Source organism: Streptomyces sp. NPDC046197, from assembly GCF_040646295.1.
Taxonomy (GTDB): Bacteria; Actinomycetota; Actinomycetes; order Streptomycetales; family Streptomycetaceae; genus Streptomyces.
Map to the genome: position 1 here is coordinate 187,072 of NZ_JBEYZY010000001.1, position 19,415 is coordinate 206,486.

A 19,415-nucleotide genomic window follows, 5' to 3' on the forward strand; every position below is an offset into this window, starting at 1 on the left:
CCCGTCAGCCCAGCGGATGCGCGGCCAGCAGGTCCCCGAGGGCCTCTTCGTGGGCCGCAGCCGGGCCGAGTGACAGTTCCAGGTGCTTGGCCCAGGCGTGGTACCGGTGCAGGGAGTAATCGGTGTCGGCGCCGAACCCCCCGTGCAGGTGCTGCGCGGTCTGCACCACCCGCCGTACCCCCTCCGAGGCCCAGATCTTGGCCACGGCCACGTCGCCGGAGGCGGGCAGTGCGCCCTGCGCGCCCTGCGTGCCCGAAGAGATGCGCCACGCGGCCTGCCAGAGCGTGGCCTCCATGGCACGCAGGTCGATATAACGGTCCGCCGTCTGTACGGCGACCGCCTGGAAGGTCGCGATCGGGAAACCGAACTGCTCCCGTTTGCCGGTGTAGTCGGCGGTCATGCGCAGCACACGTTCCCCGAGCCCCAGTGCCAGCGCGCACGTCCCGGTGGTCAGCAGCTCGCGCAGCCGTTCCCAGGCCCCGTTGGCGTCGATCATGTCCTGGTCCGGGATGCGCGCGGACTCCAGCCGCAGCTCGCCGAGCCGCTCACCGGACGTGGAGACCTGCTCGGCGAGCAGCGCGCCGTCGTGGCCGCGGGGGACCAGGGCGAGCACGCTCCGGCCGGCTCCGGTGTGTGCCGGAACGACAACGACGTCCGCGCCGTACGCCCACGGGACCGCCGTCTGCATCCCGTCGAGCACCCACTCGTCACCGTCCTGCCGTGCGGTGACGGCGAGTTCGGCGGGATCGTGGCCCGTGCTGCCGTGCGCGGCCACGGTCAGCACCGCCTCGCCCCGGCCTGCCCGGGGCAGCAGACGCGACGCCAACTCCTTGTCTCCGTGGGCCTGGACGGTCACCATGGCCGCGCTGTGTTCGAGGAGCGGCACCCGGGCCAGCACCTTCGCCGACTCGCGCAGCACCAGGCACAGTGCGATCGCGTCCAGCCCCGGCCCGCCGAACTCCTCGTCGAGCAGCAGGCTCAGCAGGTCCGCCTCCGTGAGCCGGGCCCACAGCACACGGTCGAAGTCCTCGGCCACGGCACCCGGGGTGAGCGCCGGGCTGGGCACAGCGTCCGGTGTGACCTGGGAGAACACCCCTATGGCCGCTTCGGCCGCCGCCTGCTGCTCCTCGGTGAAGGTGAAGTCCACGACCCTGTCCTCCCGGCGCCTGAGCTGACCTGACGGGGCGTCAAGATAGAACAGGTTCTAGAAGAAGGGAACGGCCCGGGGCGCACCGGCCCCGGCGGCCGTACCGGCACTGGTCCCGGCGGCCGTACCGGTTGGCGCTCTCAGCGGCCTCGCGGCCCGACCCGTCAAGCGCCCGCACCGGTACCTCGGCCACCGGTACCTCGGTCACCGATACCTCGGTCCCACCGCCTCAGCGGTCGAAGTCGAGTTCCACCGTCTCCGTCGCCGGATGCGACTGGCACGCCAGCACGTACCCCGCATCGGTCTCCTCCGGCTCCAGCGCGAAGTTGCGGTCCATGCGCACCTCGCCCGCCACCAGGAAGGCCCGGCACGTCCCGCACACGCCGCCTTTGCAGGCGTAGGGCGCGTCCGGCCGGTTGCGAAGGACCGTCTCCAGGAGTGTCTCCCCGTCCTGGACCGGCCAGGTCCCGCCGCGGCCGTCGAGCCGGACGGTCACCGTGCTGTGCGCGGGGGCGTTGGCCGTCGTGCCGGCTGCCGCACCGGCGTCCACGTGGAAGATCTCCTCGTGGATCCGGGCACGCGCCACCCCCAGTCCCCGCAGGGCCCGCTCGGCCCCCTGCACCAGCCCGAACGGCCCGCACAGGAACCACCCGGCCACCTCCGTGACCGGGAGCAGCGCCGGAAGCAGCCCCGAGAGCCGCTCCTGGTCGAGCCGCCCCGACGGCAGTCCCGCCTGCTGCTCCTCCCGGGAGAGCACCGTGACCAGCTGCAGCCGCTCGGGGTACCGGTCCTTCAGGTCGGCGACCTCTTCCAGGAACATCGTCGAGGCGGTCGTCCGGTCGCTGCGTATCAGGCAGAAGCGGGCCTCGGGCTCGCGTGCCAGCAGGGTGGCGGCGATGGACAACACCGGCGTGATGCCGCTGCCGCCGACCACAGCCGCGTACAGACCGGCTGCGGGCTGGAGCGTGAAGCGGCCCGCCGGGGTCATCACCTCCAGCTCGTCGCCGACGTTGATCTCCTTCAGCGCGTACGCGGAGAAGGCGCCGCCCTCCACCAGCCGCACCCCGACCCGCAGCGTCCGCGGTCCGTCGCCGTCGGGCTCCGGAGCCGGGGAACAGATCGAGTACGTCCGCCGGATCTCCGCGCCGTCGACCACGCGCCGCAGTGCGAGGTGCTGACCCGGCGCGTGCCGGTACTCCTCGCGCAGCTCGGGCGACACCGCGAACGTGAGGGCCACGGAGTCGTCGGTGAGCCGGTCGACCGCGGTCACCGGCAGCGGGTGGAAGCGGGCCATCACACCTCCTTGAAGTGGTCGAACGGTTCCCGGCAGGCCAGACAGCGGCGCAGTGCCTTGCAGGCGGTGGAGGAGAACCGGCTGAGCAGTTCGGTGTCGGCCGATCCGCAGTGCGGGCAGTGGACGGGGACCGGCGCGTGCGTGCGCGTCGGGCCGAGTTCCAGCGGGACCGGCCCTGAGGCTGCGCCGCTGCGCGGGGGCGCTATGCCGAACTCCCGCAGCTTGCGCCGCCCTTCGGCCGTGATGTCGTCCGTCGACCAGGCCGGGGCGAGCACCGTGCGGACGGTGACGTCCCGCAGACCGTGTTCGCGCAGCACCCGCTCTATGTCCAGCGACATCGCCTCGATCGCCGGACAGCCGGTGTACGTCGGGGTCAGCTCGACCTCCACCGCGTCCGCGCCGCGCAGATGCACCGCGCGGACCACGCCCAGCTCCTCCAGGGTGAGCACGGGCAGCTCGGGGTCGGGCACCGAGCCCGCGAGCCGCAGCAGCTCGGCCTCCACCGTGGTCGTGGTGGTCACCATGACGCCCCCGGGTGGCTGCGGTGCAGATGCTGCATCTCGGCGAGCATCCGCCCGAACGGTTCGGTGTGCAGGCCCTGCCGGCCCGCGCCCGCCGACCACGCCCCGGACCGGGGGCCCTCGGGCAGCGTCAGCGTGGCCCGGCGCAGGACGTCCTCGACCGACTCCTGCCAGGCCGCCCCGATCCCCGCCCAGTCGACGTCCAGACCCTCCACCGGCTGGAACATCTCACCGGTGAACCGCCACAGGGCCTGGCAGGCCCGCTGCATCCGCTCGTGGCTGACGTCGGTGCCGTCGCCGAGCCGCAGCGTCCACTGCTCGGCGTGGTCGTGGTGGTAGGCGACCTCCTTGACGGCCTTCCCGGCGAGCGGGGCGAAGTCGCCCGCGCCGGCGGCCAGTTCCGCGTACAGAAGGTGCTGGTAGGTGGAGAAGTACAGCTGACGGGCGATCGTGTGGGCGAAGTCGGCGTTCGGTTGCTCCACCAGCTGGAGATTGGTGAAGGCGCGTTCCTCGCGCAGATACGCCAGTTCGTCCTCGTTCCCGGCCATCGACAGCAGTACCCGGGCCTGGCCCAGCAGGTCCAGGGCGATGTTGGCGAGGGCGACCTCCTCTTCCAGGACGGGCGCGTGACCGGCCCACTCTCCCAGGCGGTGGGAGAGCACGAGGGCGTCGTCGCCCAGGGCGAGGGCGGCGGTTGTGGCGACGGTGGTCGTCACAGGTGCTTCACCCCCTCCGGGATCTCGTAGAAGGTCGGGTGCCGGTAGGGCTTGTCGGCCGCGGGTTCGAAGAACGGGTCCTTCTCGTCGGGCGAGGAGGCCGTGATCGACGAGGACGGCACGACCCAGATCGACACTCCCTCCCCGCGCCGCGTGTACAGGTCGCGGGCGTTGCGCAGGGCGAGCTCCGCGTCGGGGGCGTGCAGGCTGCCGGCGTGGGTGTGGGACAGGCCGCGCCGGGAGCGCACGAAGACCTCCCACAGTGGCCAGTCGGTGTTCGTCATGCTCGCCTCGCTCCTGTCTCACCGGTGTGCTTGACCGCGTAGGCCGCGGCCGCCTCGCGTACCCACGCGCCCTCGTCGTGCGCCCGCCGGCGCTGGGTGATCCGCTGCTCGTTGCACGGACCGTTGCCCTTGAGGACCTCCCAGAACTCCGTCCAGTCGATGACGCCGAAGTCGTGGTGACCCCGCTCCTCGTTCCACTTGAGGTCCGGGTCGGGCAGGGTCAGGCCGAGTGACTCGGCCTGGGGGACGCATATGTCGACGAAGCGCTGACGCAGATCGTCGTTGGAGTGACGCTTGATCTTCCAGGCCATCGACTGGGCCGAGTGCTGCGACTCGTCGTCGGGCGGGCCGAACATCATCAGGGACGGCCACCACCAGCGGTTCACCGCGTCCTGCGCCATCGCGTGCTGCTCGGGGGTGCCGCGGCTGAGGGCCAGCAGCAGCTCGTACCCCTGGCGCTGGTGGAAGGACTCCTCCTTGCAGATACGGACCATCGCGCGCGCGTAAGGACCGTAGGAGCAGCGGCACAGCGGGACCTGGTTGGTGATCGCGGCGCCGTCCACCAGCCAGCCGATGGCGCCGACGTCCGCCCAGGTCAGCGTCGGGTAGTTGAAGATCGAGGAATACTTCTGGCGGCCGCTGTGCAGCTTGTCGAGCAGCTCGTCCCGGCCGGTGCCGAGGGTCTCGGCCGCGCTGTACAGGTACAGGCCGTGGCCGGCCTCGTCCTGGACCTTCGCCATGAGGATGGCCTTGCGGCGCAGGGAGGGTGCGCGCGTGATCCAGTTGGCCTCCGGCTGCATGCCGATGATCTCGGAGTGGGCGTGCTGGGCGATCTGCCGGACGAGCGTCGCGCGGTAGGCGTCGGGCATCCAGTCCCGCGGCTCGATGCGCTCGTCGGCGGCCACCGCGGCGTCGAAGGCACGCTGCTGGGCGTCGTCGGTGTCCACGGCCGCGTCCGAGGCGTCGTACGCCTGGGTGCGGGCCGTGCGGTCGGCGGCTGCTGTCGCCATGCGGTCCCCCTCGACCTCGGCTTCTTTCCCATCTCCCGACCGATCGTTCGGTCCGGCGATTCCATGGTGGCCGCGGCGCCGTAAGGTGTCAACCGTTGTGGACAACCGGCGGAGCCACCTGTGGACAAACCGCCGTGCGCCCGCTCAGGCCGGTTCCCGCCGCATCCGCGGGGCTGACCTGCGGCGCCTCCGGGTCCCCCACGCCGTGGCCCGGGCGGTACGGCGCCGGGGGGCCGCGAGGAGCGCCGTCCGGGGGAGGACCGGCCGGGTGGTACGACGGACGGCCCCCGCTCGGGAAGCGACCGGGCTGCCAGGGGTGTGCCCGGCGGGCGGGCCTGAGTACCGTTCCGATGCGGCGCCGGGACACCGGTGGCCGTGGCGTGCGGCGCCCTGCGGCCGGGCGGCAGGAAGAGACGGGATCGGGAAACGGGGCGGAATGGACGCGTACGACGAGGACCCGAACGCCCCCGACGGGCGGCAGGCCCCCGACGGGCAGCACGCCCCCGACGGCACCGACGAGCCGGACGGGCCGGCCGCCGCCGAGAGCTCCGCGCAGCCCGAGAGCGGACCGGCGTCCGCCGGTCGGCCCGCATCGCGACGATCGCAACAGACGTCCACCGGGCAGCCGAGCAGCGGCCGGGCGGCAGACGCACACCCCGAGAGCGGACCGGCCTTTGCCGGTCAGCCCGGCACTGGCCCCGCACCTGCCGGACCGAGTGCCGGGCCCCCTGGGCCTGCGGGACCGAGTGGTGGGCCTGCCGCGTCTGCGGGACCGAGTGGTGGGCCTGCCGCGTCTGCGGGACCGAGTGGTGGGCCTGCCGCGTCTGCGGGACCGAGTGGTGGGCCTGCCGCGTCCGCGAGGCCGAGTGGTGGGCCTGCCACGCCTGTCGTGCCTTCGTTCGTGCCCGCGTTCGGCGCCGACGGCTCGCGGGCCGGGAGCCGGACCGGTGTCGCCGCGCTCTCCCCGCGCTACCAGGTCGGCGCGGCGCTGGCGCTGGCGGTGGTCGCGGTGACCGCCTGTGTCCACCTCGGCATGGTCTTCCTCCACGTCGCGCCGTCGAACACGGTGACCAAGCAGCACGGCAAGGCCATCGACGACTGGGTCTATCCGGAGTTCGAGCAGAACTGGAAGCTCTTCGCGCCGAACCCGCTGCAGCAGAACATCTCGGTGCAGGCGCGAGCGGAGGTCAGCGGGACGGACGGCAGCACCCGCACCACCGGCTGGTACGACCTGTCCGCCGAGGACGGCCGGGCCATCGACGGCAATCTCCTGCCGAGCCACACCCAGCAGAACGAGGTGCGCCGGGCCTGGGACTTCTTCACCGCCACCCACGACGGCGACAACCGCCCGGCGGGCCTGCGCGGCGCACTGGCGGAGCAGTATCTGCGCCGCATCGTCGTGCTGCGGCTGGACCGCGACCACGCGGCCGCCCCCGGCGGTGTCCTCGAACGTGTCCAGCTCCGCAGCCGCATCACGAACGTTCCCCCGCCCAGGTGGAGCGAGGAGAAGGTGCCGGACACGCCCGTGTACCGCGAGCTGCCGTGGTGGACGGTTCCGACCGACGAGGCCGAGGGGGGAGTGCGGTGAACCGCCTTGCGCTCCTTGTCTCCCGCGGGATCGCCCGGGTCACCGAAGCGGCCCTCGGCCCCTACCAGACGGCCGTGATACGCATCGGCCTCTCGGCGACCTGGCTGCTGTTCCTGCTGCGCGAGTTCCCCCACCGCCAGGAGCTGTACGGGCCCGACGGGCCGTGGAGCTGGGACCTCGCCCAGCAGCTGACCGCCGACAACGGCGCCTTCACGGTCCTGATGTGGTTCAGGAGCCAGGCCTGGTTCGGGACCGTCTACGCGCTGGCCGTCCTGTCGAGCCTGCTGCTGATGCTGGGCTGGCGCACCCGCACCATGTCGGTGCTGTTCATGGTGGGCGTCCTCTCGCTGCAGAACCGCAGCGTCCTCGTGGGGGACGGCGGTGACAACGTCCTGCACCTGATGTCTCTCTACCTGGTCTTCACGCGCTGCGGCCAGGTGTGGTCACTGGACGCGCGGCGCTCCGCGCGCGCGGAGGCGGCACGCGCGCGTGGGGAGTGGGTGCGCGACCGGACGGGGCCCGTGCTGTGGTGCGTGCTCGGCCTGGTCCTGGCGGGCGTGACCGCGGCGGGCCGGATGCAGGGCGAGTGGTTCGTCCCGGCACTCCTGTGGGGCATGTGGCTGGCGCCGGCCCTGTGGTGGCTGGTCGGGCGGCGCGCCAGATCCGCGCAGCCGCGCATCCTGCTCGACGTGGTCGCCAACATCGCGCACAACGGCGCACTGTTCGTGATCATGGCCGAGGCGTGCCTCATCTACGCGACGGCCGGCTGGTACAAGATCCAGGGCTCCCGCTGGCAGGACGGTACCGCGGTCTACTACCCCCTCCACCTGGCCTCTTTCTCACCCTGGCCGGCGCTCGCCGGCCTGCTGTCCGCCAGTGGCACGCTCGTCACGCTGGTGACGTACGGGACGGTGATCGTGCAGGTGGCCTTCCCGTTCACGCTCTTCAACCGGCGCGTCAAGAACGTCCTGCTGGCGGCGATGATGACCGAGCACGCCGTGATCGCCGTGGTTCTGGGACTGCCGTTCTTCTCCCTGGCGATGATCGCGGCGGACGCGGTGTTCCTGCCGACGTCGTTCCTGCGCCGTGCCGGCTCCTGGGTGGCACGCACGCGTGACCGGTTGCCTCCGCGCGCTCAGAGGGCCCGGGTGGGGCGCCCACGCTCTCCCGAGGACAGCGAGCCCGCCCACGTAGGCTTCACGGCATGACCGATCCCGTATCCACCTGGCGCCGGTGCGCGGACGGCTCCGTGCTGCTCGACGGCTTTCACGCCCTCAAGCACGCCGTGCGTTTCGGTGCCGAGGTGGTGGTGGCGGTCACCGCCGACCGCGGGGCGACGCTCGCCCTCGCCGACGAGCTGGCTCCCGACGTACGGGACACGCTGGACGCGCTGCTGACCGAGGTGTCGCAGGAGACGTACGCGTCCCTGGTTGCGCGGCCCCATCCCACCGCGGTGGCCGCCCTCGCCGTACGGCCCTCCCGGGACGCGAACCTGCGGGTTCTGGCGCGCAGGCCGCGTACGGCGCCCGTGGTGCTCCTGGACCAGCCGCGCAACCTGGGCAACGCCGGGGCGGTGATCCGGCTGGCCGCCGGGTTCGGGGCGACCGGGGTCGTCACCACCGGCACCCTCGACCCCTGGCATCCGACGGTGGTGCGTGGTGGGGCGGGACTGCACTTCGCCACCGCGGTGGAGCGGCTGGACCTCGACGAGCTGCCGTTCGGCCCGCTGTTCGCCCTCGACCCGGAGGGCGAGGACATCCGCGGGCTGAAGCTGCCGGACGACGCCGTGCTCGCCTTCGGTTCCGAACGCAGCGGTCTGTCCGCCGGACTGCGCGCCCGCACCGACCACTTGGTGGCCCTGCCGATGCGCCCCCAGGTCTCCAGCTACAACCTCGCCACCAGTGTGGCGATGACGCTGTACCACTGGAGTGCGACCGAGGGGGCGCATCGCGCGCCCTGAGGAGGCGCTACGCCTCCCGGCGCACCTCGACCACCCGGAAGCGGTTGGCGACGAACGCGCCGTCGCACAGGGCCGCGTTGGCCGCCGGGTTGCCACCCGAGCCGTGGAAGTCTGAGAAGGCGGCCGTCTGGTTGACGTACACCCCGCCGGTGAGGTTGAGCGACAGCTGGGCGGCCTCCTCCAGGCACGCCTCCCGCACCGCCTGCTCGACCTCGTCGTCGGTGGTGTGGGCGCCCACCGTCATCGCGCCCTTCTCGCGGATGGTGCGGCGCAGCAGGTCCACCGCGTCGGCCGCCGAGTCGACGGCGACGGCGAAGGACACCGGGCCGAAGCACTCGTTCATGTAGGCGGCCTCGGCGTCCGGCTTGGCGCCGTCCAGCTTCACGATCACCGGGGTGCGCACGACCGCGCCCGGGAAGTCCGGGTTGGTGATCTCGCGGGAGGCGAGCGCGACTTCACCGAGACCGGCCGCGGCCTCCAGGCGGGCCTTCACGTCCGGGTTGACGATCGCGCCGAGCAGCGCGTTCGCCCGGGCGTCGTCGCCGAGGAGACCGGCGACCGACTTGGCGAGGTCGGCGACCACCTCGTCGAAGGACTTGGCGCCCTCGTCGGTGCGGATGCCGTCGCGCGGGATCAGCAGGTTCTGCGGGGTGGTGCACATCTGGCCGCTGTACAGGGACAGCGAGAAGGCCAGGTTGGACAGCATTCCCTTGTAGTCGTCCGTCGACTCGACGATCACCGTGTTGACGCCGGCCTTCTCCGTGTAGACCTGCGCCTGGCGGGCGTTGGCCTCCAGCCAGTCGCCGAACGCGGTCGAGCCCGTGTAGTCGATGATCTTGATCTCGGGCCGGGTGGCCAGGGTCTTGGCGATGCCCTCGCCGGGGCGTTCGGCGGCCAGGGCCACCAGGTTCGGGTCGAAGCCCGCCTCGGCGAGCACCTCGCGCGCGACCTGCACGGTGAGCGCCAGCGGCAGTACCGCGCGCGGGTGGGGCTTCACCAGGACCGCGTTGCCCGTGGCCAGGGACGCGAACAGGCCCGGATAGCCGTTCCACGTCGGGAAGGTGTTGCAGCCGATGACCAGCGCGATCCCGCGCGGGACCGGCGTGAAGTGCTTGGTGAGCGCCAGCGGGTCGCGCTTGCCCTGGGGCTTGGTCCACTCCGCCGTGTCCGGGGTGCGCACCTGCTCCATGTACGCGTACGCCACCGCCTCCAGGCCGCGGTCCTGGGCGTGCGGACCGCCCGCCTGGAAGGCCATCATGAACGCCTGGCCGGAGGTGTGCATGACCGCGTGGGCGAACTCGTGGGTCCGGTCGCTGATCCGCTTGAGGATCTCCAGACACACGACGGCGCGGGCCTCGGCGCCCGCGTCCCGCCATGCACGCTGACCGGCCTTCATGGCGGGCAGCAGCACGTCGAGGTCCGCGTGCGGGTAGGTCACACCGAGCTCGACGCCGTACGGCGAGACCTCGCCGCCCACCCAGTCGTCCGTGCCGGGCTGGCCGAGGTCGAGGCGGGTGCCCCGGAGGGCGTCGAAGGCGGCCTTGCCCGCGGTCGCGTCCAGGCTGCCGTTCTCCCCATAGGCCTTCGGGTGCTCGGGGTGCGGGGACCAGTACGCGCGTGTGCGGATTGCCTCGAGCGCCTGGTCCAGGCTGGGCCGATGCCTGGCGATCAGCTCGTGCGCGGTCAGTTCGGCGGCCATGCGGGACCAACTCCTCGTCTTGAGAACTCTTCTTCGAGTTCTTGACCTGGCAGAACCATGGGCAGGAACAGGCGGACAGAGTTAGAGTAACCGAACGATCGGTCGGGACAAGGGGGTCCGCCGCATCTGTGGAAGACCCGTGCGGGAGGATCGCGCTCATGACAGCACTCGACCTCAGCAGCCCCGTGGCCGTCGTCGGCACCGGCACCATGGGCCAGGGCATCGCCCAGGTCGCGCTGGTCGCGGGCCACCCCGTACGGCTGTACGACGCCCAGCCCGGGCGCGCCCAGGAGGCGGCCGCCGCGATCGGTGCCCGACTGGACCGGCTCGTCGAGAAGGACCGGCTCGGCGGCGCCGACCGGGACGCGGCCCGCGCCCGCCTGCTGCCCGCCGCAAGCCTCGCCGAGCTCGCGGACTGCACGCTGGTCGTCGAGGCGATCCTGGAGCGTCTGGACGCCAAGCAGGAGCTGTTCCGGGACCTGGAGTCCGTCGTCGGCGACGACTGCCTGCTCGCGACCAACACCTCGTCGCTGTCGGTGACCGCCGTCGGAGGCGGGCTGCGCAACGCCGGCCGACTGGTCGGCCTGCACTTCTTCAACCCGGCTCCGCTCATGCCGCTGGTGGAGGTCGTCTCCGGGTTCGCCACCGACGTCACGTCGGCCACGCGCGCGTACGAGACGGCCCGTGCCTGGGGCAAGACACCGGTCGCCTGCGCGGACACCCCCGGCTTCATCGTCAACCGCATCGCCCGCCCTTTCTACGCCGAGGCCTTCGCCGTCTACGAGGCCCAGGCCGCCGACCCGGCCACCATCGACGCGGTGCTGCGCGAGTCCGGCGGCTTCCGCATGGGCGCCTTCGAGCTGACCGACCTCATCGGGCAGGACGTCAACGAGTCCGTCACCCACTCCGTGTGGCAGTCGTTCTTCCAGGACGTCCGCTTCACTCCCTCGCTCGCCCAGCGCCGGCTGGTGGAGTCCGGCCGCCTGGGACGCAAGAGCGGACACGGCTGGTACGACTACGCCGACGACGCCGAACGCTCCGAGCCGCACACCGCCGAACGCGCCCAGGCGCCCGCGTACGTGGTCGCCGAGGGCGATCTCGGCCCGGCGTCCGAGGTGCTCGGCCTGATCCGCGAGGCGGGCATCCCCGTCCGCGAGGAGGACGAGGACCACGGCACCCGGCTGGTGCTGCCCAGCGGCGGCCAGCTGGTGCTCGCGGACGGCCAGACCTCCGTCGAGTTCCGGGACGTCGTGTACTTCGACCTCGCCCTCGACTACCGGCGGGCCACCCGCATCGCCCTGTCCGCCTCCCAGGACACCGCCCCGCAGACCCTGGCGGAGGCCACCGGCCTGTTCCAGGCGCTCGGCAAGGACGTCAGCGTCATCGGCGACGCCCCCGGCATGATCGTCGCCCGCACGGTCGCCCGGATCGTCGACCTGGCGCACGACGCCGTGGCCAAGGGCGTGGCGACCGAGGAGGACATCGACACCGCGATGCGCCTGGGTGTCAACTACCCCCTCGGCCCCTTCGAGTGGAGTCGCAGGCTGGGCCGGACCTGGGCCTACGACCTCCTGGACGACCTGCACCTGCGCGATCCGTCCGGGCGCTACTCGCCGTCGCTGGCGCTCTACCGCCACGCGTACGCCACCGAGAAGCGGGAGGGCACCTCATGACCACCGCCAGACGGGACACGTACACCCCCGAGACACTGCTCTCGGTCGCCGTGCAGGTCTTCAACGAGCGCGGTTACGACGGCACCTCCATGGAGCACCTGTCCAGGGCGGCCGGCATCTCCAAGTCGTCGATCTACCACCATGTCGCCGGCAAGGAGGAACTGCTGCGCCGCGCGGTCAGCCGGGCGCTGGACGGGCTCTTCGGGATCCTCGACGAGGAGCACGCGCGCGTGGGGTGTGCCGCCGAGCGCCTGGAGTACGTCGTGCGGCGCATGGTCGAGGTGCTCATCACCGAACTGCCGTACGTGACGCTGCTGCTGCGCGTGCGCGGCAACACGGACACCGAGCGCTGGGCGCTGGAACGGCGCCGGCACTTCGACCACCGGGTTGCCGAGCTGCTCAAGGCGGCGGCGGCCGACGGTGACGTGCGCGGTGACGTGGAGGTGCGGCTGGCGACCCGGCTCGTCTTCGGAATGATCAACTCCATCGCGGAGTGGTACCGGCCCGACGGGCGCGGGACGGGCGAGCGCGAGGTGGCCGACGCGGTGGTGCAGGTGGTCTTCGGGGGCTTGCGCAAGCAGGCGTGAGCCCCCCCCGCAGGGGTCACGCCTGCGGAGTCATCCCTGCGGCTCCAGGTCCTCCTCCTCGAACACCAGCAGCGTGCGGGTGCTGAGCACCTCGGGAATCGCCTGCAGCCGGGTGAGCACCAGCTCGCGCAGCGCCCGGTTGTCGGGGGTGTGCACCAGCAGCAGCACATCGAAATCTCCGCCCACCAGCGCGATGTGGGAGGCGCCGGGCAGTTGTCTGAGCTGCTCGCGCACCGTGCGCCAGGAGTTCTGCACGATTTTCAGCGTGACGTACGCGGACGTGCCCTGGCCCGCGCGTTCGTGGTCGACGCGGGCTCCGAAGCCGCGGATGACGCCGTCATCGAGGAGGCGGTTGATCCGGGCGTAGGCGTTGGCCCGTGAGACGTGGACCCGTTCGGCGACCGACCGTATCGAGGCGCGGCCGTCCGTCTGGAGCATCTGCAGGATGTCCTGATCGATGGCGTCGAGCGGGCGGGGCGGCGGGGCGGCGCCGTCCGGGCTCTCGGCCATTTGTTCAGCTGCCATGTCCCCCCGCCTCTCCCTCGTGGACGTAGTGCGTCCATCTCAGGTTGTGGAGAACCGTTTGTCCACAGCCTGGGGCCGCCTGTAGCCAAAATGTGTCGACGACCGAACAATCGGTAGGTGAGGCGAGTCACAGGCGACGCGCCTCCCGTAGCCGCTCCCACGAGGAGGTGCCGTCATGACGGTCATGGAGCAGCGGGGCGCGTACCGGCCATCGCCGCCGCCCGCCTGGCAGCCCCGTACCGACCCCGCGCCGCTGCTGCCCGACCCGGAGCCGTACCGGGTCCTCGGCACGGAGGCGGCCGCGAAGGCCGACCCGGAGCTGCTGCGCCGGCTGTACGCGCAGCTGGTGCTCGGCCGCCGGTACAACACGCAGGCCACCGCCCTGACCAAGCAGGGCCGCCTCGCCGTCTATCCCTCAAGCACCGGCCAGGAGGCCTGCGAGGTCGCCGCCGCGCTCGCCCTTGAGGAGCGCGACTGGCTCTTCCCCAGCTACCGCGACACGCTCGCCGCCGTGGCCCGCGGCGTGGACCCCGTCGAGGCCCTGACGCTGCTGCGCGGCGACTGGCACACCGGCTACGACCCCTACGAGCACCGTGTCGCCCCCCTGAGCACCCCGCTCGCCACCCAGCTCCCGCACGCCGTCGGTCTGGCCCACGCGGCCCGCCTCAAGGGCGACGACGTGGTTGCGCTGGCCATGGTCGGCGACGGCGGCACCAGCGAGGGCGACTTCCACGAGGCGCTGAACTTCGCCGCCGTCTGGCAGGCCCCGGTCGTCTTCCTGGTCCAGAACAACGGCTTCGCCATCTCCGTCCCGCTCGACAAGCAGACCGCGGCACCCTCCCTGGCCCACAAGGCCGTCGGGTACGGCATGCCGGGCCGCCTGGTCGACGGCAACGACGCGGCGGCCGTACACGAGGTGCTCGCCGACGCCGTACGGCACGCGCGCGCGGGAGGCGGCCCGACGCTGATCGAGGCGGTGACCTACCGCATCGACGCCCACACCAACGCCGACGACGCCACCCGCTACCGCGGCGACGCCGAGGTCGAGGCCTGGCGTGAGCACGATCCGATCGGGCTGCTGGAGCGGGAGCTGACCGAACGCGGGCTGATCGACGAGGACGGCATCTCCGCCGCCCGCGAGGACGCCGAGACCATGGCCGCCGGGCTGCGCGCACGCATGAACCAGGACCCGGTACTGGACCCCATGGATCTGTTCGCCCACGTCTACGCCGAGCCCACCGTGCAGCTGCGCGAACAGCAGGCCCAGTTGCGGGCCGAGCTGGCGGCCGAGGCCGAGTCGCAGGAAGGCACGGTCCGATGACCACCGTCGCGCTCAAGCCGGCCACCATGGCCCAGGCCCTCACGCGCGCGCTGCGCGACGCCATGGCCGCCGACCCCTCCGTGCACGTCATGGGCGAGGACGTCGGCACCCTCGGCGGCGTCTTCCGCGTCACCGACGGGCTCGCCAAGGAGTTCGGCGAGGACCGCTGCACCGACACGCCGCTGGCCGAGGCCGGCATCCTCGGCACCGCCGTCGGCATGGCGATGTACGGCCTCAGGCCGGTCGTCGAGATGCAGTTCGACGCCTTCGCCTACCCGGCGTTCGAACAGCTCGTCAGCCACGTCGCACGCATGCGCAACCGCACGCGCGGCAGGATGCCCCTGCCCATCACCATCCGGGTCCCCTACGGCGGCGGCATCGGCGGCGTCGAGCACCACAGCGACTCCTCCGAGGCGTACTACATGGCGACCCCCGGGCTGCACGTCGTCATGCCCGCGACCGTCGCCGACGCCTACGGGCTGCTGCGCGCCGCCATCGCCTCCGACGACCCGGTCGTCTTCCTGGAACCCAAGCGCCTGTACTGGTCGAAGGACTCGTGGAACCCGGAGGACCCGCAGACCGTTGAACCCATAGGCCGCGCCGTGGTGCGGCGCCCGGGCCGCAGCGCCACGCTCATCACCTACGGCCCGTCCGTACCCGTCTGCATGGAGGCCGCCGAGGCCGCGCGGGCCGAGGGCTGGGACCTCGAAGTCGTCGACCTGCGCTCCCTGGTGCCGTTCGACGACGAGACGGTCTGCGCGTCGGTGCGGCGCACCGGGCGCGCGGTCGTCGTGCACGAGTCGGGCGCCTTCGGCGGCCCGGGCGGGGAGATCGCCGCCCGCGTCACGGAGCGCTGCTTCCACCACCTGGAAGCTCCGGTGCTGCGCGTGGCCGGGTTCGACATCCCCTACCCGCCGCCGATGCTGGAGCGCCACCACCTGCCCGGCGTCGACCGGATCCTGGACGCCGTGGCGCGTCTGCAGTGGGAGGCCGAGAGCTGATGGCACAGGTGCTGGAGTTCAAGCTCCCCGACCTCGGGGAGGGGCTCACCGAGGCGGAGATCGTCCGCTGGCTGGTCGAGGTCGGAGACGTCGTGACCGTCGACCAGCCGGTCGTCGAGGTCGAGACGGCCAAGGCGATGGTCGAGGTGCCGTGTCCCTACGGCGGGGTGGTCACGGCCCGCTTCGGCGAGGAGGGCACGGAACTTCCCGTGGGCGCGCCCCTGCTGACGGTCGCGGTGGGCGAACCGGCCGCCGCCGACGAGACAGAGGGCTCCGGCAACGTACTGGTCGGGTACGGCACGGGGGCACCTCCGGCGCGACGCCGACGGGTACGTCCCGCGCCGATGGGGCCGGGCCCGCGGGACGCGGCGCCGACCGCGAACGGCAGTTCCGTGCCGACCGCCGCGGGCACACCCACGGTCGACGTGGCTTCGGGCGGGTCAGCCCCCCGAGCCATGTCCACCGGTGTCGGCCCGGGTGCCGCGGGAAATGCCCCGGGACGCGGAGCGCACGACGGCGGCCATGTACGGGCCGCTCGCGGCGCACGCCACGCGCAGGGGGCGGCGGGCGGACCGAGCGCGGCCGGGCACGCCCGGGCCGAGCGCTCCGCCGACGGCCCCGTCCCGGTCATCTCACCGCTCGTACGCCGGCTCGCCCGGGAGCACGGCGTCGACCTGCGGCAGCTGGCGGGCTCCGGGCCCGACGGACTGATCCTGCGGGCGGACGTCGAGGACATGCTCCGGTTCGAGCCCGCCGCGGCGGCCGCGTCCACCGATGCGGTCACCCCCCTGTCCGGCGCGCTCTCGCAGACCGCCACCGGTCTGCCACAGGCATCCGGCCGGGCCGCCGGCGGCCCGCGCACTCCCGGGCGCGCAGCCTCTGGCACCCGCATCCCCCTCAAGGGTGTGCGCGGTGCGGTCGCCGACAAGCTCTCCCGCAGCCGGCGCGAGATACCGGACGCCACGTGCTGGGTGGACGCCGACGCCACGGAGCTGATGCGCGCCCGGGCGGCCATGAACGCGGCCGGGGGACCGAAGATCTCCCTGCTCGCCCTCCTGGCCCGGATCTGCACGGCCGCCCTGGCCCGCTACCCGGAGCTGAACTCGACGGTCGACATGGAGGCCAGGGAGGTCGTCCGGCTCGACGAGGTGCACCTCGGCTTCGCCGCCCAGACCGAGCGCGGGCTCGTCGTCCCGGTCGTACGGGACGCGCACGCGCGGGACGCCGAGTCGCTGACCGCAGAGTTCGCCCGGCTGACCGAGGCGGCCCGCACGGGCGCGCTCACCCCGGCGGAACTCACCGGCGGCACCTTCACGTTGAACAACTACGGAGTGTTCGGCGTCGACGGCTCCACGCCGATCATCAACCACCCCGAGGCGGCCATGCTCGGCGTCGGCCGCATCGTCCCCAAGCCCTGGGTGCACGAGGGCGAACTGGCGGTGCGGCAGGTCGTCCAGCTCTCGCTCACCTTCGACCACCGGGTGTGCGACGGCGGCACGGCGGGCGGCTTCCTGCGGTACGTGGCCGACTGCGTGGAGCAGCCGGCGGTGCTGCTGCGAACGGTGTGACGGCCGCGGGCACGGTGTGAGGTTCCGGGTCCATGCGACCACGGGGCCGAGCCCATACTCGGAGGGTGACCGCCACCGAGCCCCCCGACGCTGCCCGCACACACCTCGCCCACGACGCCGTCGTGCTCGCCGGCGGCGCTGCCCGACGGCTCGGCGGCGCCGACAAGCCCGGCCTGCGGGTGGGCGGCCGCGCACTGCTCGACCGGGTGCTCGCAGCCTGCGCGGACGCCCGCACGACCGTGGTCGTGGCCGATCCCAGACCCACCGCGCGGCCCGTGCGGTGGGCACGCGAGGAGCCCCCCGGCGCGGGCCCGCTCGCCGCGCTCGACGCCGGGCTGCGCGGCACCACGCAGGAGTACGTCGTGGTGCTCTCCGCCGACCTGCCGTTCCTGGAAGAAGCCACGGTCCGGCAGCTGTTGAGCGCCCTGCGCGAGGGCCGCGCCGAGGGTGCGCTGGTCATCGACGCCGACGGACGCGACCAGCCGCTGGTGGCCGCCTACCGTACGCAGGCGCTGCGCCGTGAACTGGCGGTTCTGGCCGACGAGCACGGCACCCTCACCGGGCTGCCGCTGCGCCGGCTGACCGCCGCCCTGGAGCTCACCCGCGTCCCGGACCCGGTCGCGTCGTTCGACTGCGACACCTGGGACGACATCGCCGCCGCCCGGGCGCGTATCAGGGAGCATGGGCATGTGTTGGATGAATGGATTTCCGCAGTCAAGGACGAACTGGGCATCGACCTGGACGTCGACACCGGCGTTCTGCTCGACCTCGCACGTGACGCCGCCCACGGCGTGGCCCGGCCCGCGGCGCCCCTGACCACCTTCCTCGTCGGCTACGCGGCCGCACAGGGCAAGGGCGGCCCCGAAGCGGTCGCCGAGGCCGCCCGCAAGGCCGCCGCCCTCGCCCTGCGGTGGGCCGACGAGGACACCGCCCGCGGCAACGGCGACGTCGCCCCCGACGCCACGCCCGACACCCGCCCGGACGCCGGATGACCGCCCGCGGCGTCCGGACCGGCGAGGACGCCGAGGACCTCGACGTCGAGGAGGTACTCGCCCTCGTGAAGGAAGGCAACGGCCACACACCGGGCAGCGACCACGGCGGCGGCAGCGGCAGCCGGGACGGAGGCGGCCCGCCCGGCGGTCGCGTTCCGCCCCCGGGCCACGGCGGACCCGCGCACGACGGCGCCCGCACCCCCGGACCGGCCTCTCCCGGGGGAGAACACGCCGGACACGCAGCCGGGACGGCCGGTCATGGCGCCCCGCAGCACCCGGACGCGGCCCACCAGGCCACCTCCTGGCCGGTGGCCCGAGAGATCGCGGCCCGTGCCGCGCGGGCCGCCGGTCGCCGCGCCACGGTCTCGCTGCCCCTCGATTCCTGCCTCGGCCTCGTCCTCGCCGCCCCGCTCACCGCCCTCACCGATCTGCCCTCCTTCGACACCTCCGCGATGGACGGCTGGGCGGTCGCCGGGCCCGGCCCCTGGGACGTACGGGACGAGGGCGCCCTGGCCGGACACGCGCAGCCCGAGCCGCTGACCGACGGCGAGGCGGTCCGGATCGCGACCGGCGCCCGCATTCCCCAGGACACCACCGCCGTACTGCGCAGCGAACACGGCCGCACGGACGCCAAGGGCCGGCTGCACGCGGCCCGGGAGGTGGGTCACGGCCAGGACATCCGCCCCCGCGGGCAGGAGTGCCGCAGCGGCGACCAGCTGCTGCCCGTCGGCACCCTCGTCACGCCCGCCGTGCTCGGCCTGGCCGCGGCCGCCGGGTACGACAGCCTCACCGCCGTCCCCCGCCCCCGCGCCGAAGTCTTCGTGCTCGGCGACGAGCTGCTCACCGAGGGTCTGCCGCACGACGGTCTGATCCGGGACGCGCTCGGCCCGATGCTGCCGCCCTGGCTGCGGGCGCTGGGCGCCGAGGTCACCGCCGTGCGCCGGATCGGCGACGACGCGAAGGCCCTGTACAAGGCGGTCACCAAGTCCGAGGCCGATCTGATCGTGACCACCGGGGGAACCGCCGCCGGCCCCGTCGACCATGTCCATCCCACCCTGCGCCGCATCGGTGCCGAACTGCTGGTCAACGGCGTAAAGGTGCGTCCCGGGCACCCCATGCTGCTGGCCCGCACCAAGGAGAACCAGCACCTCGTCGGGCTGCCCGGCAACCCGCTGGCCGCCGTCTCCGGCCTGCTCACGCTGGCCGAGCCGCTGCTGCGCACCCTGGCCGCGCGTCCGGCCCCGGAGCCCTACGTGCTGCCCCTGAGGGAGGCGGTGCACGGGCACCCGTACGACACCCGGCTCGTTCCCGTCGTGCTGCGTGGTGATCACGCCGTCCTGCTGCACTACAACGGTCCGGCCATGCTGCGCGGCATCGCGGCGGCCGATGCCCTCGCCGTCGTGCCGCCGGGCGGCGCCCGTCCCGATCAGGAGGCCGAGCTTCTCGATCTGCCGTGGGCCGCCGCCGGAATCGGGGTGTGTTTCACGTGAAACGTCCGGGCCACGAGCCATGACGTGACGGCCCGCCAG

The 19,415-nt window shown here is 73.0% G+C and carries 18 protein-coding genes; 10 read left to right on the forward strand and 8 right to left on the reverse strand.

Going from position 1 to position 19,415, the window contains the following annotated elements; translation table 11 throughout:
- Positions 1–4 precede the first annotated feature (4 nt).
- The 6 genes from AB0A61_RS00835 to paaA form a co-directional block, all read right to left on the reverse strand.
- Positions 5–1,147, reverse strand: a complete 1,143-nt coding sequence (locus AB0A61_RS00835; protein ID WP_361283944.1) for an acyl-CoA dehydrogenase family protein — start codon at positions 1,145–1,147, stop codon at positions 5–7.
- Between the two features lie 229 nt (positions 1,148–1,376).
- On the reverse strand, positions 1,377–2,441 hold the full coding sequence (locus AB0A61_RS00840) for a 2Fe-2S iron-sulfur cluster-binding protein (RefSeq protein WP_361283947.1): 1,065 nt from the start codon (positions 2,439–2,441) through the stop codon (positions 1,377–1,379).
- Entirely contained in the window at positions 2,441–2,965 is a 525-nt protein-coding gene (gene paaD, locus AB0A61_RS00845) for a 1,2-phenylacetyl-CoA epoxidase subunit PaaD (protein WP_361283950.1), read from the reverse strand. Before paaD ends, AB0A61_RS00840 begins: the two co-directional genes overlap by 1 nt.
- Positions 2,959–3,678 carry a 1,2-phenylacetyl-CoA epoxidase subunit PaaC gene (paaC, locus tag AB0A61_RS00850; protein WP_361283953.1) on the reverse strand — a complete coding sequence of 240 codons (720 nt, stop codon included), beginning with the start codon at positions 3,676–3,678 and terminating at the stop codon, positions 2,959–2,961. Before paaC ends, paaD begins: the two co-directional genes overlap by 7 nt.
- Positions 3,675–3,962 carry a 1,2-phenylacetyl-CoA epoxidase subunit PaaB gene (paaB, locus tag AB0A61_RS00855; protein WP_361283956.1) on the reverse strand — a complete coding sequence of 96 codons (288 nt, stop codon included), beginning with the start codon at positions 3,960–3,962 and terminating at the stop codon, positions 3,675–3,677. Before paaB ends, paaC begins: the two co-directional genes overlap by 4 nt.
- Positions 3,959–4,972, reverse strand: a complete 1,014-nt coding sequence (gene paaA, locus AB0A61_RS00860; RefSeq protein ID WP_361283959.1) for a 1,2-phenylacetyl-CoA epoxidase subunit PaaA — start codon at positions 4,970–4,972, stop codon at positions 3,959–3,961. The genes paaB and paaA overlap by 4 nt, the downstream gene beginning before the upstream one ends.
- 436 nt (positions 4,973–5,408) lie before the next feature.
- Here paaA and AB0A61_RS00865 point away from each other — a divergent pair, with 436 nt between their 5' ends.
- The 3 genes from AB0A61_RS00865 to AB0A61_RS00875 are packed head-to-tail and all read left to right on the forward strand — an operon-like array spanning position 5,409 to position 8,520.
- The gene (locus AB0A61_RS00865) at positions 5,409–6,560 is read left to right on the forward strand and encodes a DUF5819 family protein (RefSeq protein ID WP_361283962.1); all 1,152 of its coding nucleotides are present in this window, start codon (positions 5,409–5,411) and stop codon (positions 6,558–6,560) included.
- Positions 6,557–7,768, forward strand: coding sequence for an HTTM domain-containing protein (locus AB0A61_RS00870; RefSeq protein ID WP_361283965.1), 1,212 nt, complete (start codon positions 6,557–6,559; stop codon positions 7,766–7,768). Before AB0A61_RS00865 ends, AB0A61_RS00870 begins: the two co-directional genes overlap by 4 nt.
- On the forward strand, positions 7,765–8,520 hold the full coding sequence (locus tag AB0A61_RS00875) for a TrmH family RNA methyltransferase (protein WP_361283968.1): 756 nt from the start codon (positions 7,765–7,767) through the stop codon (positions 8,518–8,520). Before AB0A61_RS00870 ends, AB0A61_RS00875 begins: the two co-directional genes overlap by 4 nt.
- A gap of 7 nt (positions 8,521–8,527) precedes the next feature.
- Here the strand turns inward: AB0A61_RS00875 and paaN are convergent, their stop codons facing one another.
- On the reverse strand, positions 8,528–10,219 hold the full coding sequence (gene paaN / locus AB0A61_RS00880; protein WP_361283971.1) for a phenylacetic acid degradation protein PaaN: 1,692 nt from the start codon (positions 10,217–10,219) through the stop codon (positions 8,528–8,530).
- Positions 10,220–10,377: 158 nt separating this feature from the next.
- Between paaN and AB0A61_RS00885 the strand changes: the two genes are divergently transcribed.
- Positions 10,378–11,892, forward strand: coding sequence for a 3-hydroxyacyl-CoA dehydrogenase (locus tag AB0A61_RS00885; protein WP_361283974.1), 1,515 nt, complete (start codon positions 10,378–10,380; stop codon positions 11,890–11,892).
- Positions 11,889–12,479, forward strand: a complete 591-nt coding sequence (locus tag AB0A61_RS00890) for a TetR/AcrR family transcriptional regulator (protein WP_361283977.1) — start codon at positions 11,889–11,891, stop codon at positions 12,477–12,479. Before AB0A61_RS00885 ends, AB0A61_RS00890 begins: the two co-directional genes overlap by 4 nt.
- Before the next feature lie 30 nt (positions 12,480–12,509).
- Here AB0A61_RS00890 and AB0A61_RS00895 read toward each other — a convergent pair whose 3' ends face one another.
- Positions 12,510–12,989, reverse strand: coding sequence for an Lrp/AsnC family transcriptional regulator (locus AB0A61_RS00895; RefSeq protein WP_361284969.1), 480 nt, complete (start codon positions 12,987–12,989; stop codon positions 12,510–12,512).
- A 190-nt stretch (positions 12,990–13,179) separates the two neighbouring features.
- Here AB0A61_RS00895 and pdhA point away from each other — a divergent pair, with 190 nt between their 5' ends.
- The 5 genes from pdhA to AB0A61_RS00920 all read left to right on the forward strand — a co-directional run bounded on the left by pdhA (position 13,180) and on the right by AB0A61_RS00920 (position 19,376).
- On the forward strand, positions 13,180–14,325 hold the full coding sequence (gene pdhA / locus AB0A61_RS00900) for a pyruvate dehydrogenase (acetyl-transferring) E1 component subunit alpha (protein ID WP_361283980.1): 1,146 nt from the start codon (positions 13,180–13,182) through the stop codon (positions 14,323–14,325).
- Positions 14,322–15,326: an alpha-ketoacid dehydrogenase subunit beta gene (locus AB0A61_RS00905; RefSeq protein ID WP_361283983.1), complete on the forward strand. Its 1,005-nt coding sequence runs from the start codon at positions 14,322–14,324 to the stop codon at positions 15,324–15,326. Before pdhA ends, AB0A61_RS00905 begins: the two co-directional genes overlap by 4 nt.
- Entirely contained in the window at positions 15,326–16,894 is a 1,569-nt protein-coding gene (locus AB0A61_RS00910; protein WP_361283986.1) for a dihydrolipoamide acetyltransferase family protein, read from the forward strand. Before AB0A61_RS00905 ends, AB0A61_RS00910 begins: the two co-directional genes overlap by 1 nt.
- Positions 16,895–16,959: 65 nt before the next feature.
- Positions 16,960–17,886, forward strand: coding sequence for an NTP transferase domain-containing protein (locus tag AB0A61_RS00915; protein ID WP_361283989.1), 927 nt, complete (start codon positions 16,960–16,962; stop codon positions 17,884–17,886).
- Positions 17,883–19,376 (forward strand): molybdopterin molybdotransferase MoeA, encoded by a 1,494-nt coding sequence (locus AB0A61_RS00920; RefSeq protein WP_361283992.1) that lies wholly within the window; start codon positions 17,883–17,885, stop codon positions 19,374–19,376. Before AB0A61_RS00915 ends, AB0A61_RS00920 begins: the two co-directional genes overlap by 4 nt.
- Positions 19,377–19,415 lie beyond the last annotated feature (39 nt).